Origin of the sequence: Micromonospora sp. WMMA1923 (assembly GCF_049179195.1) — a bacterium.
Classification (GTDB): domain Bacteria; phylum Actinomycetota; class Actinomycetes; order Mycobacteriales; family Micromonosporaceae; genus Micromonospora; species Micromonospora yangpuensis.
Map to the genome: position 1 here is coordinate 4,968,744 of NZ_JBMHLZ010000001.1, position 13,615 is coordinate 4,982,358.

Genomic DNA, 13,615 nt, shown 5'->3' on the forward strand with positions numbered 1-13,615 from the left:
GGACGCTCGCCCGAGGCCGGACGCTCCGCACGATCGCCCGGAGCCGGGCGGGCCAGACGCTCGCCCGGAGCCGGACGCTCGCCCGAGGCCGGACGCTCCGCACGATCGCCCGGAGCCGGGCGGGCCAGACGCTCGCCCGGAGCCGGACGCTCGCCCGAGGCCGGACGCTCCGCACGATCGCCCGGAGCCGGGCGGGCCGGACGCTCGCCCGGAGCCGGACGCTCGCCCGAGGCCGGACGCTCCGGACGGTCGCCCGGGGCCGGGCGGGCCGGACGCTCGCGGGCGGGGCGGGCGGGGGTGCCGCCGCGCGGGCCCTCGCCCGCGCCGGCCGCCCCCGCCGGGGTGGGGACCGTGCCCCACTCCCCCGGTGCCGGTACGCCCGGCGGCCGGATCGGACGACGGCCGCCGCCGGCCTGGGACTCGCCGGGCTCCTTGGCGCCGGGCCACGGCTTGGCCACCCGGGAGGCCAGCACGAACTCCTTGCGCAGCGGATGCCCCTCGAACCCGGGCGGCAGCAGCAGCGGCTTCAGCCCGTCGTGGCCGGCGAAGTCGAGGCCGAACATCTCGTGCGTCTCCCGCTCGTGCCAGGCCGCGCCGGGGAAGATGTCGACCACCGAGGCCACCGTGGGGGCGTCCCGGGGTACCCGGGTACGCAGCAGCACCCCGTGCCGCAGCCGGGTCGACCAGAGGTGGACCACCACGTCGAAGCCGCCGGCCAGCTCGTCCACCGCCGACAACCAGTCGAAGAAGTCGCAGCCCAGCTCGGCGTCGGAGCGAGCCGCCCGCACCGCGTCCCGCCAGCTCGTCAGCGGTACGTCCACCGTCGCGCGGGCGTACCCCTGACCGCCGGAGACAGTGGCGGTGGCCTCGACGGGCGCGAGGAGCGCCACCACCCGCTGGCCGACCTCTTCCGGAGTCATGCGCCGATCCTATGGCCCGCGCGGCCCCGGGTCGCGGCACACGTCCCGGCGGAAAGCCGAATCGGAATCGGCAAAAGCGGCGTATCCGGGGCGAGGGCGGGAAGAATCCAGGGCGTGCAGGCCGTGACCGTCACCCCAGGAGTCCCCGGATCGCTGCGTCTCGTCGACGATCATCCCGAACCGAGCAGCGACGAGGGCGCGATCCTGGTGCAGGCGTTGGCCGTCGGGGTCTGCGGCACCGACCACGAGATCATCGAGGGAGCGTACGGCGAGGCCCCGCCCGGCGAGCGTGACCTGGTCCTCGGGCACGAGTCGCTGGGCCGGGTACTGGAGGACCCGACCGGCACCCTGCAACCGGGTGACCTGGTCGCCGGCATCGTCCGGCATCCCGACCCGGTGCCCTGCCCGAACTGCGCGGTCGGCGAGTGGGACATGTGCCGCAACGGCCGGTACACCGAGCACGGGATCAAGGCGCTGCCCGGTTTCGCCCGGGAACGCTGGCGGGTGCAGCCCCGGTACGCCGTCGGGTTGGATCCGACCCTCGCCGAGGTCGGCATGCTGCTGGAACCGGCCAGCGTGGTGGCGAAGGCCTGGGACCACATCGACCGGATCGGCGCGCGGGCGGAGTGGCAGCCGCGCAGCGTACTGGTCACCGGGGCCGGACCGATCGGCCTGCTGGCCGCGTTGCTGGCCAGCCAGCGGGGTCTCGACGTACACATGCTCGATCTGGCGGCCTCCGGTCCGAAGCCGGAGCTCAGCGCGGCGCTCGGCGCCACCTACCACAACGAGCCGGTCAACCAGCTCGACTTCGAGCCGGACGTGGTGGTCGAGTGCACCGGCGCGCCGGTGGTGGTGCTGGAGGCCATGTGCAAGGCCGCGCCGACCGGGATCGTCTGCCTGACCGGGGTGTCCAGCGGCGGCCGGACCATCGACTTCGACGCGGGCGCGCTCAACCGGGCCCTGGTGCTGGAGAACAACGTGGTCTTCGGCTCGGTGAACGCCAACCGGCGGCACTGGGACCTGGCCGCCGCCGCCCTGGCCCGCGCCGACCAGGGCTGGTTGGCCTCGCTGATCACCCGGCGGGTGCCGGTGAGCCGCTTCGCCGAGGCGTACCAGCAGGGGCCGGACGACATCAAGGTGGCCCTGGAGTTCGCCCGCTGACCGCGCCGGGAATACCCGCCTCGTCGGTAACCGACGGCGTCCTCCCGACATAGACAAGGGTATGAAGGACGTCAACGACCGGGGGACAGACTGGTTCCGCGGGCTCTACGCGCTGCATTTTCCGGACGTCGTCCGATACGGCCTGCGTCGACTCGACGGCATGGCAGCGGCCGAGGAACTCGCCCAGGAGGTCTTCCTGGTGACCTGGCGCCGGCGCTGGGAGGTACCGCTCCCGGCGTTGCCCTGGCTGTACGGGGTGGCCCGCCGCCTGTTGGCCAACCACTGGCGGGCCCAGCGTGTCGCGCCACCGGTGGCCGAGCTGACCGAGCGGGTCGCGTTGGACCGGCAGGACGGTGTCGTACGGCTGATGGATGTCCGCTCGGCGCTGGGCCGGCTCTCCGACGACGATCAGGAGATTCTTCGCCTGGTGGGGTGGGAGCAACTGTCGCCAGGCGAGGCAGCCCTGGTCCTGGGCTGCCACCCGACCACGGCCAAGGTGCGGTTGCACCGGGCCAGACGACGACTCAAGGCCCTGTTACGGGATCGACCCGAACAGGCATCGACGATCACGGGTGATCTGGGAGCGGTGCGATGAACCGGCGGATACCGGAGATGCTGGCGGATGCCGACCCGGCACGTGGGGTCGACGTGGGACCGGGTGACGTGGAGGCGCTGCTGGATCGCGCCCGTACCGACGTCACCTCGTACGCTCCGGTCGCGCCGGCCCGGTGGCGGCCGTCTCGGCTCGTACCGCTCGGGGCGTTTGCCCTTGTCCTGGTCGCGGCAGCGGTGTTCGCCGCCCTGCGACCGCCTGTCGTTTCGCTCACCCCGGGCACGCCCGGCATGCTGCCGGAGCCCACGGCGGTTCCGGCGCCCTGCCTGGTGACGATCGCCGACAGGTTGCAGGCCACCCGGTACGACGGCACGTCGGGACGGTACGAGTACCTGCACCTGGCAAGGTCGAGCGGGATGTCGATGGAGCTGCCAGGCGGTGGTGGCCGGTTCGCCTCCGCGCGGTATCCGGAGGAGACCACCCGGTGGCTCGCGGAGGACGGGTCCGGACGGGTGCACGAGGTCCGGGGTGCCCTGGCGTACCCGGACGAGGAGTCGCAGCAGTTCTTCTCGGCGAATCCGGGTCTGCGGCCCCGGACCGGGACGACAACGACGGTACTCAGTCCGGGCGAGGTCGCCCTGCTCCCACTGCCCGCCGCCGACCCGGACGCGTTCGATCAGGCGTTGTACCAGCCACGGGACAACGGCCCGTCGCACGCACTCGTCGGCGTCGCCGACCTGAACCGGGAACGGATCCTGGACGCCGCGCACCGGAGGGCTGTGTTGAGGTTCCTCGCCACCACTGACGGCGTGGTGTGCCGGGGTGAGCAGACGGATCCGGAGGGCCGCCCCGGCGTCGTGGTCTCGGCTGACCGGGGCCGCGGCCCCCGACCGAGCCCTGGTTACCAGGGCCGCGAGTATCTGCTCTTCGACCCGCACACCGGTGAACTGTTGGCCGACGGCAGCGGGGCGGACGCTACCGGCGCCGTGACCTGGTCGACCCGGTACCTCGAACGGGGACGCACCGACGTGCTCGGCTGAACCGTGAGAAGGGGCCCCTTCTCTACCGAAAGCGTTAAGAGGGGGCCCTTCCTTACACCTAGAGTTTGCCGTTGCGGAAGGCGTCCACGAAGAGCTGGTGGTCCTCGCGGGCGCGCAGGCCGTACGCGTGGGCGAACTCCACCAGGTGGGTGACGAAGCCCGGCTCGTCGGCCTCGACCGCCGCCACGATCGCCTCCTCGGTGGAGTAGTCGACCAGGTCGTGGCTGGACTCGTCGTCGGCGACCGAGTGCATCCGGGCCACCGCCCGGCCCAGGTCGGCCAGCACCCCGGCCAGTTCCTCCGGTTCGTTGACGTCGGCCCAGTCCAGGTCGGCGGCGTACGGGGAGACCTCGGCGACGAGTTGTCCGGCCCCGTCCAGCTCGGTGTAGCCCAGCCACGGGTCGGCGTGCGCCTGCAGGGCCCGCTGCGACTCGGCGGTGCGGTGCCCCTGGTGCCGGAAGTAGCCCCGGACCCGTTCGTCGTGGATGTGCCGGGCCACCGCCGGCACCTGGGCCTGCTTCATGTAGATGACGACGTCGTTCTCCAGGGCCTCGGTGTGCCCCTCCAGCAGCAGGTTGTACGACGGCAGCCCGGCCGAGCCGATGCCCACCCCCTTGCGTAGCACCACGTCCTTGATCTGCGCCGCGACCGGCCGCAGTGCCGCGCTGGACTCGGGCAGGGTGCCCAGGTACGCCTGGAAGGCGGCGCAGACCTTCTCCCGGGTCGCCGCGTCGATCTCGTAGATGCCGTCCCGGACGGTGAACCGGCGTTCGTAGTTGTCGATGGTGGTCTGCTGCTTCAGCAGGTCGACCCGGGTGTTCAGCCGGGCCTGCTGGAGCACCCGGCGCAGCACCCCGTCGGCGTTGTCCAGGGTGATCGAGCCGATCGCGTCGTCCCCGCCGTTGACGATGCCCCGCAGCTCGGTCAGGTACGCCTCGGCCAGCCCGGTGACCAGGTCGCTGATCACCTGGTCGGAGAGGGCTTTGGCGTACCCGATCAGGGCGACGCTGGCGGCGAGCCGCTTCAGGTCCCAGGTGAACGGCCCGACGTAGGCCTCGTCGAAGTCGTTGACGTTGAAGACCAACCGCCCGGAGGCGTTCATGTACGTGCCGAAGTTCTCCGCGTGCAGGTCGCCGTGGATCCACACCCGGCTGGTCTGCTCGTCGAGGAACCGGTCGTCGGCGAAGTCACCGAGCTGGTCGGCGTAGAAGAGCGCGGCACTACCCCGGTAGAAGGCGAACGGTGAGGCGGCCATCTTCCGGAATTTGCGGCGGAACGCCGCCGGGTCGAGCGCCATGGACGTGCCGAACTCCTCGATGAGCACGTCGACAAGGTGGGCGGAGCGTTGGTCCGCAGTCTGGTTCATGGCCGCACGCTAACCCCTGCCCGCCACCGGCTCGATGAGGCCACCACTCAGCCCGGCCGGATAGGATCGCCGTCCGCTTCGCCAGAGATTCGCCAGAAAGGGGTTGCTTCGTCGTGTCCGCTGCCAGCACCGAGGAGAACCTACGCGGGCTGCTGGACCGCCACGACCTGGCCGGGGTGCGACGCTGGCTCGACGCGTACCCGCCGCATGTGATCGCCGACGAGCTGGCCCGGCTCGACCGGGCCTCGGCCGGCGTGCCGTTCCGGCTGTTGGACAAGGATCGGGCGCTGGCCGTCTTCGAGGAGCTGGAGCCGGTCGACCAGCAGGCCATCCTCGCCGGGCTGCGGGACCAGGCGTTCCACGACCTGGTCGAGGCGATGGACCCGGACGACCGGGCCCGGATGCTGCGCGAGGCCCCGGCGAAGGTCGCCCAGCGGGTGCTGGCCGGCCTGTCGGCGCACGAGCGGGAGCTGACCGCCACGCTGCTGGGCTACCCGGCCGGCTCGGTCGGGCAGATCATGGCCCCGGAGGTGGTGGCGCTGCCGGGCCGGCTCACCGCCGGTCAGGCGTTGCACCTGGTACGCGAGACGGGCGCGGCGGCCGAGACCATCTACACCCTGCCGGTGGTCGACCCGGGCCGCTGCCTGGTCGGGGTGACCGGCCTCCGCGAGATCGTGCTCAGCCCGGCCGACCGTCCGGTCGCCGAGCTGGTCGACACCGACGTGCCCCGGGTGTACGCGACCGAACCGGCCGAGCAGGCCGCCCGGCTGATGCGCGAGACCAACGCCCTGGCGCTGCCCGTCGTGGACAGCGAGGACCGGCTGGTCGGGCTGCTCACCATCGACGACGCGGTGGAGGTCATCGAGGCCGCCGACACCGAGGACGTGACCCGCCAGGCCGCGTCCGGACCGTGGCCCGGTCACTACAGGTCGGTGAGCGTGTGGCGGCTGGCCCGGTCCCGTGCCCCGTGGCTGCTGCTGCTCATCGTCGCCTCGGTGTTGACGGTCAACGTGCTCCAGGTCTTCGAGAGCACCCTGGAGTCGGTCACCGCGCTGGCCTTGTTCATTCCGCTGCTGGTCGGTACCGGCGGCAACGCCGGCGCGCAGGCCGCCACCTCCGCCGTACGGGCGCTGGCCGTGGGCGAGCTGCGCGGCTCGGACCTGCCGGCGGTGATCTGGCGGGAGGCCCGGGTCGGTCTGCTGCTCGGCGGCCTGCTCGCCCTGGTCGGGCTCACCCTCGGCACCGTCCTCGTCGGCGGCGACGTCGCCCTGGTCGTCGGCCTCTCCCTGGTGGTCATCTGCGCCTGGGCGGCCACCGTCGGCGCGACCATGCCGATGCTCGCCAAGCGCCTGCGCATCGACCCGGCCGTGGTCTCCGCCCCGATGCTCACCACCCTGGTCGACGCCACCGGACTGATCATCTACTTCCTCGTCGCCCAGGCCGTCCTCGCCCTCTGACCGTCGACGTCACCTCGGCACCCGGACACCACCCCGCGCCGGCACCTGAGCGCCATCACGGGCCGACACCTGAGCGCCATCACGGGCCGGCGTCCGCGCGAGCGGCGCACTCCGGGCCGGGAGGCGGCGGGCCACGGTTGCCGGCGGGCCAGGGCTGAGCCACCGCAACCCCGCCCGCAACACGTACAACTCACGCTTGGCGACCGCCTCACCCTCGACGTTCAACTGGTACGCCTCGATCCAGGTCCAACCGTGGTACGTGTGCCGGTCGGTCAGCTGCCGGATCACCCGCACCACGATCGGTCGGACGAACTGCACGCTCGCCGCCCGGGTCAGGTGCAGCACGTCTCCGCCCTTGATCGCCCGCTCCGTCACCAGCGGCTGCGCTTCCGGAGCCAACCCGGGGCAGGCCGGCCGACCGGGAGGTAGCACCGGTCCGGGGAGCTGAACCGGTCCGGACAGGGTGCCCGCAGCCCGCACGAGCAGCGCCGCCACCACGATCGCCACGTCCGGCGATGCACCGGACCAAGGGGTACGAGTAGTGACTTTCGGACGATTCGCATCAACACAGCGTCACGCAGATCCGGTCACGCGTCAAGTACCCATGACGGGTAGTCGTAAGACAGGTTGACACGAGACCGCCGATCGAGTTTCTAACGTCGGACCATGACGCGGCTTCGACTGATGGGCACGCACGAGATCCGCGTACGCCTGGGCGGGATCAGCCGGCAGCGCGTCTACGAGTTGACGATGCGCCGCAACTTTCCCGAGCCGGTCGCCGAACTGGCCCAGGGCAAGGTATGGCTAGCCGAGGACGTCGACCGTTGGATCGCGGAGCATCGCCGCGAACTCACCGACAGCGAGGGCGACTCCTGACACACGACCTCACAAATAGATCGTGGATGGAAAAGGCCCCCATAGGGGCCTAAAAATTCCAAGATCTATCGCACGGGCAGCTCAACGTGTCACGCGCGCCAGCCGAGGGGCAGCGGGACTACGCTGCAGGGTATGGAACCGCTCCGCTCCGTCACCGGCTCACGGAGAGCATACGAGGCCCGCCCCGGCCGGCGAGCCGTCGTGGTTTCCAGCCTGGACGAGCTACGCGGCCCGGTCACCGGCACCGTCGAACTACCGCACCGATTGTTCTGGCAACCCGACCGACGGATCGACCTTGACGAGCCAGGTCTACTCGCCTGGATGTACGAAACCGTGCTCACCGAGGCTGCGCACTCCGACGAGCTGCGCGCCTGGTTACATGGGCCGACTCTCATCGGGCTCTGGCCGCAGCTGTATCTGCCCCGGGGTGTACGCCGGGCGTGGGAGGAGCACCACCCAGCGTTGCGCGCCCGGGAGATCGCCGCCTGATGGCACCCACACCCACGCCGGACCCATCCCAACACGCTGTGGCTCGGATCGCGCTTTCCGTCGCCAGCCGCCACGGGTTCGCCCTCGCGGGCGGGCAAGCTCTGATTGCCCATGGCATCGGTGCCCGCCCCACCGAAGAAATCGACCTGTTCACCGACCAGGACGGCGGTGTCGCCGCCGCTGCTGAGCTGGTCCGCAGCGCCCTACTCGACTCAGGTTTTCACGTCGAGACGATTGCCGACCCCACCGAACTGGATGACGTCTTCTACGGCTTCGAGCAGGAGATGACGGAATTCGAGGTCCATCGCGACGACCAGGCCGTACGCCTACAACTCGTGCGCTTCGCCCGCACCAACAGCCCTGTCGTGTTCGGCATCGGGCCCGTGCTGCACCTCGACGACGTCCTCGGCACCAAGGTCGCTGCCATGGTCACCCGAGCCCAGCCCCGCGACTACGTCGACGTCGCAGCGGCTTTACGCGACTGCACCAGAGATGACCTGATCGCGCTCGGCCGCCGCGCCGATCCCGATCTCGCGGACGACGAGATCCACGACTGCATGCGACGTCTCGACCGATTGCCGGACAGCGTCTTCGCCCTCTACCGCCTCAGTCCGACGCAGATCGAGACGGTTCGCGGGTCCTTTGCGGACTGGCCCCGGTCAGCCCGGCTCTGAGACCTTCGGTGCTCAGTCGGAGGCCGGATCTCTCCGGTCAGCGGCTCCGCTGGACGGAGGGCGGACCGGTGGGGCGGTCAGCGAGTCGACCGGGCGGGGCACGGCGACCGCCCCCGGGGCCGGCACCGGAGCGGCTGCCTCCGAGGGAACCGGCTCGGTGGATTCCAGGGCGCTGACGTCGGCCGACGGGGCGAGCGGGTCGACGCGGGGCACCCCGCCGAGGCCGGACTGCTCGGCGGCGATCTTCTCCTGAAGGCGCAGGATGCCGTGCAGCAGCGCCTCCGGCCGGGGCGGGCAGCCGGGCACGTAGACGTCCACCGGGATGAGCTGGTCGACGCCCTTGGTGACGGAGTACGAGTCCCAGTACGGGCCGCCGCAGTTGGAGCAGGCGCCGAAGGAGATGACGTACTTGGGCTCCGGCATCTGGTCGTAGAGCCGCTTGATCGCCGGGGCCATCTTGTCGGTGACGGTACCGGAGACCACCATCAGGTCGGCCTGTCGGGGGCCGTGCGCAAACGGGATCACGCCGAGCCGGATGAAGTCGTGCCGGCCCATGCTGGTCGCGATGAACTCGATGGCGCAGCAGGCCAGGCCGAAGTTGAAGACCCACAGCGAGTACCGCCGGCCCCAGTTGAGCACGAACTTGATCGGCTCGCCGAGCACATCCGGCAGCTGCACGAGCGCACCCCTCTCCTGTCCCCGACCGACAGTGAACCACAGCGGGCGGCCGCCGTCGGCCGGCCGTCAGTACGTCGGGCGTTGCAGCAGGCTGACGAACTCGACAAGCAGCCGCTCCCGCAGGGCGGGCGGTGCCGCGTCGAGCAGGGTGTTCACCGCCGCCATCCGCTCCGGCACCACCGCACCGCCCGCCCCGCGATCACCGCCGTCCGGGTCACCCGGGCCCACGCCGCCCGCCGACCCGACCGCACCGCCCGCTCCCGGACCGCCGAAGCCGAGGCCGGTGACCAGGGTGGCTACCAGGTCGGGGGTGAGCGCGTCCGGGGTGAGGGTGCCGGTGAGGGTGAGCAGTTCGGCGGGGAGCCGGACCGGGCCGGCGGCGCGGGTCGCCGCCACCGCGGCGGTCAGGTCGGGGCCGAAGGCGGGCACCGTCGGGGCCACCGAGGCGGTCACCGTGAGGTGGACGCTAGCCGGCAGGTCGCCGTACCGGAACTGGGGTTGGGTGTGCCAACCGCGCACCGTCAGCTCGTCGACCAGGGTGAACAGGTCGAGGGTCGGGTCGGTCGAGGTGAAGCAGACGACGGTGGACTCCGGTTCGGCGAGCAGCCGCAGGCCGTCGACGCGCCGCACCGCCTCGGCGAGTCCGGCGACTGCCTGGCGGGTCTGCCGGGCCAGCGAAAGGTAGCCGGCGTCGCCGAGGTGGCGGAGGGTGGCGTAGGCGGCGGCGATCGGGCCGCCGGAGCGGGTCGAGGCGATCACCGGGTTGATCATCGTGTAGCCGGGCCAGTCGGCGAAGGCGAAGTACTGCGGAGCGCGCAGGGTCGCGTCGCGGTGCAGCAGCACCGAGACGCCCTTCGGGGCGTACGCGTACTTGTGCAGGTCCACCGAGATCGAGGTGACGCCGGGCAGGCTCAGGTCGAACGGGGGTACCGGCGCGCCGAGGCGGCGCAGGTAGGGCAGGGTCCAGCCGCCGAAGCAGGCGTCCACGTGGCAGCGCACCCCGCGTTCGGCGGCCAGCGCCGCGATCTGTTCGACCGGGTCGATCACGCCGTGCGCGTACGAGGGGGCGGAGCAGGCGACCAGGACGGTCTCCGGCCGGATCGCGGCGGCCACGTCGGCCGGGTCAGGGCGCAGCGTCCGGGGTGAGACCGGCACGGTGTCCAGGGCCACCCGCAGGTAGTGGGCGGCCTTGGCGAACGCCGCGTGCGCGCTGACCGGCACCAGCAGGCGGGGCTCGGTGATCTGCGGGTTGCCGTCGCGGGCCGCCTTCACCGCGAGGATCAGCGACTCGGTGCCGCCACTGGTGAGGTTGCCGACCACCTCCGGCGCGGCCGTGCCGGGACCGCCGCCGAGCAGCCGGGCCGCCGCGCCGACCAGGGCGTTCTCCATGGTCAGCAGGGACGGGAAGGCGGTCGGGTCGAGCCCGTTGACGTGCGCGCTCGCCGCGTGGGCGGCGGCGGTCAACTCGTCCAGGCCGGGCACCGCCGGGTCGTAGACGTAGGCGAAGAGGCGTCCGCCGTGGGTGGCCCGGTCGGCCCCGCGCAGCGCCCGCAGCTCCGCCAGCACCCGATCCGCCGGTACGCCCTCAGCCGGCAACGCCGGCCGCTTCTCGTCGGTCATGTGGGGGAGCCGCCCTTCGGGGTGTCGGTGACCGCGCGAGCCAGGTCGGCGGCGGTGAGGTGGTACCCGCGTAGTGCAACGGCGGCCAGGCCGACCAGGAGCGCGGGCAGGACGGTGAAGCCGAGCAGGATGCCCAGCCGGGCGGTGTCGGACTGGGCCACCGGGCCGGTGGACGACGAGGCGTACCCGGAGATCTGCAGGACCAGGCCGAAGAGTCCGGGGCCGAGCGCCAGGCCGAAGGTCTCCCCGGCGGTCCAGAGGCCGGTGAAGACGCCCGCCTGCCGGCGGCCGGTGCGGGCGGTGTCGTAGGCGATGCAGTCGGGGAGCATGGCCAGCGCGAAGACCTGCTGGCCGGCGTACCCGCAGCCGATCAGGGCGACCAGCGCGTAGGTCGCCACCGCCGGCAGCACCGGCGCGGCGACCAGCGCGAACGCCGCCACCGCGAAGATCACCGAGGCGGTGACCAGTGCGGCGCGCTTGCCCAGCCGGGCACCGACCCGGGTCCAGACCGGCATGACCAGCAGCGCCGGCCCGACGAAGCAGGCGAAGAGGACGGTCGGCCCGGTCGCCGGGTCGCGCAGGATCTGGGCGGCGAAGTAGTTGACCCCGGCGAGGATGGTCGCCACCCCGACGGACTGCACCACGAAGCAGACCAGCAACGCCCGGAACGCCCAGTTGCGTCCGGCCACCGCCAGCTGGGCGCGCAGCGTCGGCTCACTCTCCGCGACGGTGCCGGTCGGGGCGGCGCGGGTGCCGAGGAACGCGCCGAGCGCGCCGACCGCGATCAGCGCCGCGACGAACAACCCCATCCACCGGTACCCGGCCAGGCCGTCGCCGCCGGCGGTCACCACCATCGGGGCGAGCGCCCCGGAGACCAGGATGGCCAGCGCCAGCACCGCGATCCGCCAGCTCATCAGCCGGGTACGTTCGGCGTAGTCGTCGGTCAGCTCGGCCGGCATCGCCACGTACGGCACCTGGAAGAAGGCGAACGCGGTAGCGGTCAGCAGGAACGCCACCGCGACGTACGCCCCGGCCGCCGGCCCGGTGCCGAACAGCCCGGCGAAGATCGCGGCGAACGACACCGCGAGCGCCAGCCCACCGAAGAGCAGGTACGGGCGGCGGGCACCCCAGCGGGTGCGGGTCCGGTCGGAGAGCCGCCCGACCACCGGGTTGACCAGCACGTCCCAGGCCTTCGGCCCGAGCACCAACAGGGCGGCCACCCCGGCGGCGACCCCCAGGGTGTCGGTCAGGTACGGCAGCAGGAGCAGCCCGGGGACAGTCCCGAAGGCACCGGTGGCCAGCGAGCCCAGGGCGTACCCGAGATGGACCTGGCGGGGCAGCGGACCCGGCGGCGCGTGCATGAGTTTGAATCTTACTCACGTTGTTCGTTGCGTCACATCCTCCGGGCCGGGCAGCCAACGTAGCTCGACCCGGCCCGGCGAATCCCCCACTACGCATGCGGCGGGGCCGTCAATAGCACTCCGCGGCGACCACGCAAAGCCCCTGACGCGTCGAGAAGGACCTCATCTGTGCGGCCGTCAACCCGACCCTTGGTCCGGCGGTCACCCAGGAGCTTTCGTTGGAGCGGTCAACATCGCTCGCGCCACCCGCCAGGCCAACCGCCGCCCACACGGCCTCATCGCCGCCGTGATCTGCAGTTACCGCAGAACGCAAGGCCCCTGGGGTGCTCGGACAGGTCCGGTGCGCGGATGCTGGGCGGTGAACCGGCGGGGGTGAAGGCACGTTAGGTGGTAGGCAACGAGACGACATCCGACCAGAAGGTGTGACCACAATGGGTAGAAAATGGACCGATGAACAGTACGCTCAGGCTCTCAACAGCCGCAGACCAGGCGACCTCCCCAAGCAGAACGACACCGATCCAGTGGAACTCGGCGGCCAGCCGGTGGAGGTCCCCACCGGCAGACTCCTGGCCAACCTCCGGGCCGAGGGTCGGGTCGACGGCCGCACAGATCCGGCCCTCTTCGACGCACTCACCCGGCACGGAATCAACCCCATCAGGAACCCGGCAAAAGACCCCGGCCGTTGGTACATCCCTCCCTCCGGCGCACTCATCAGGTGGACGGATGACATCTACGCGAAGGCTCTCAACAGCCGCAGACCAGGCGACCTCCCCAAGAACAGCGACACCGATCCAGTGGAAATCGGCGGCCAGCCGGTGGAGGTCCCCACCGGCAGACTCCTGACCAAACTCCGGGCCGAGGGTCGGGTCGACGGCCGCACAGATCAGTCCCTCATCGACGCATTGGCCCGGCACGGAATCAACCCCATCAGGAACCCGGCAAAAGACCCCGGCCGTTGGTACATCCCTCCCACCGGCGCAGTCATCAAGTGGACGGATGACATCTACGCGAAGGCTCTCAACAGCCGGCCGCCAGGCGACCTCCCCAAGAAGAACGACACCGATCCAGTGGAAATCGGCGGCCAGCCGGTGGAGGTCCCCACCGGCCAACTCCTGAACAACCTCCGGGACAAGGGTCGGGTCGACGGCCGCACAGGTCAGGTCCTCTTCGACGCACTCACCCGGCACGGCCTCGACATCGTCCATTCCCCGGAGCACCGCCGTTGGTGGGTTGAATCGCGGGCATCGGCGCCAACCCGACCCGCAGGCGTCACTCTCGGTGATATCGCGGCGATGACCGGCCCCCACCACAACGGCACGGGAAGCTCCTCCACTGCCCGGGCAGCAGGTGATGACCCCTCAGCGGCCTTGGCACGCAAGAAGCAACGCAGATAGGTGGGCGCGGCGGTCGGGGCGGGTAG

At 71.6% G+C, this 13,615-nt stretch carries 12 protein-coding genes and 2 pseudogenes; 8 read left to right on the top strand and 6 right to left on the bottom strand.

Annotated elements, in window-relative coordinates; translation table 11 throughout:
• Positions 1–320: 320 nt before the first annotated feature.
• Positions 321–920 (bottom strand): annotated as a pseudogene (locus ACN28G_RS22470) (NADH-quinone oxidoreductase subunit C); the annotation flags it as partial.
• A gap of 114 nt (positions 921–1,034) precedes the next feature.
• Here ACN28G_RS22470 and ACN28G_RS22475 point away from each other — a divergent pair.
• The 3 genes from ACN28G_RS22475 (at position 1,035) to ACN28G_RS22485 (ending at position 3,674) form a co-directional block, all read left to right on the top strand.
• Positions 1,035–2,081: a glucose 1-dehydrogenase gene (locus tag ACN28G_RS22475; protein WP_175440657.1), complete on the top strand. Its 1,047-nt coding sequence runs from the start codon at positions 1,035–1,037 to the stop codon at positions 2,079–2,081.
• A gap of 61 nt (positions 2,082–2,142) precedes the next feature.
• On the top strand, positions 2,143–2,676 hold the full coding sequence (locus tag ACN28G_RS22480) for an RNA polymerase sigma factor (protein WP_091444167.1): 534 nt from the start codon (positions 2,143–2,145) through the stop codon (positions 2,674–2,676).
• Entirely contained in the window at positions 2,673–3,674 is a 1,002-nt protein-coding gene (locus ACN28G_RS22485; protein ID WP_091444172.1) for a hypothetical protein, read from the top strand. Before ACN28G_RS22480 ends, ACN28G_RS22485 begins: the two co-directional genes overlap by 4 nt.
• 58 nt (positions 3,675–3,732) lie before the next feature.
• Here ACN28G_RS22485 and ACN28G_RS22490 read toward each other — a convergent pair whose 3' ends face one another.
• Positions 3,733–5,040: a DUF2252 domain-containing protein gene (locus ACN28G_RS22490; RefSeq protein ID WP_091444175.1), complete on the bottom strand. Its 1,308-nt coding sequence runs from the start codon at positions 5,038–5,040 to the stop codon at positions 3,733–3,735.
• A 113-nt stretch (positions 5,041–5,153) separates the two neighbouring features.
• On the opposite strand from ACN28G_RS22490, the gene mgtE reads away from it, so the two are divergent.
• Positions 5,154–6,497 carry a magnesium transporter gene (mgtE, locus tag ACN28G_RS22495; protein ID WP_421480265.1) on the top strand — a complete coding sequence of 448 codons (1,344 nt, stop codon included), beginning with the start codon at positions 5,154–5,156 and terminating at the stop codon, positions 6,495–6,497.
• A 75-nt stretch (positions 6,498–6,572) separates the two neighbouring features.
• On the opposite strand, the pseudogene ACN28G_RS22500 reads toward mgtE, so the two are convergent.
• Positions 6,573–6,857: pseudogene (locus ACN28G_RS22500) on the bottom strand (hypothetical protein); the annotation flags it as partial.
• Between the two features lie 306 nt (positions 6,858–7,163).
• Here ACN28G_RS22500 and ACN28G_RS22505 point away from each other — a divergent pair.
• From ACN28G_RS22505 to ACN28G_RS22515, 3 genes are all read left to right on the top strand, one after another.
• Positions 7,164–7,373 (top strand): helix-turn-helix transcriptional regulator, encoded by a 210-nt coding sequence (locus ACN28G_RS22505; protein WP_091444177.1) that lies wholly within the window; start codon positions 7,164–7,166, stop codon positions 7,371–7,373.
• Between the two features lie 132 nt (positions 7,374–7,505).
• Positions 7,506–7,862, top strand: a complete 357-nt coding sequence (locus tag ACN28G_RS22510; RefSeq protein ID WP_091444182.1) for a hypothetical protein — start codon at positions 7,506–7,508, stop codon at positions 7,860–7,862.
• A 38-nt stretch (positions 7,863–7,900) separates the two neighbouring features.
• Positions 7,901–8,536 carry a nucleotidyl transferase AbiEii/AbiGii toxin family protein gene (locus ACN28G_RS22515; RefSeq protein WP_421480266.1) on the top strand — a complete coding sequence of 212 codons (636 nt, stop codon included), beginning with the start codon at positions 7,901–7,903 and terminating at the stop codon, positions 8,534–8,536.
• 12 nt (positions 8,537–8,548) lie between these two features.
• Here the strand turns inward: ACN28G_RS22515 and ACN28G_RS22520 are convergent, their stop codons facing one another.
• The 3 genes from ACN28G_RS22520 to ACN28G_RS22530 all read right to left on the bottom strand — a co-directional run bounded on the left by ACN28G_RS22520 (position 8,549) and on the right by ACN28G_RS22530 (position 12,195).
• Positions 8,549–9,214, bottom strand: a complete 666-nt coding sequence (locus tag ACN28G_RS22520) for an NADH-quinone oxidoreductase subunit B (protein ID WP_091444189.1) — start codon at positions 9,212–9,214, stop codon at positions 8,549–8,551.
• Positions 9,215–9,280: 66 nt separating this feature from the next.
• A complete protein-coding gene (locus ACN28G_RS22525) occupies positions 9,281–10,834 on the bottom strand; it encodes a pyridoxal phosphate-dependent decarboxylase family protein (protein WP_421480267.1) in 1,554 nt (517 codons plus the stop codon).
• Entirely contained in the window at positions 10,831–12,195 is a 1,365-nt protein-coding gene (locus ACN28G_RS22530) for an MFS transporter (RefSeq protein ID WP_421480268.1), read from the bottom strand. Before ACN28G_RS22530 ends, ACN28G_RS22525 begins: the two co-directional genes overlap by 4 nt.
• Before the next feature lie 431 nt (positions 12,196–12,626).
• Here ACN28G_RS22530 and ACN28G_RS22535 point away from each other — a divergent pair, with 431 nt between their 5' ends.
• Positions 12,627–13,589: a hypothetical protein gene (locus ACN28G_RS22535; protein ID WP_421480269.1), complete on the top strand. Its 963-nt coding sequence runs from the start codon at positions 12,627–12,629 to the stop codon at positions 13,587–13,589.
• Positions 13,590–13,615: the final 26 nt, after the last annotated feature.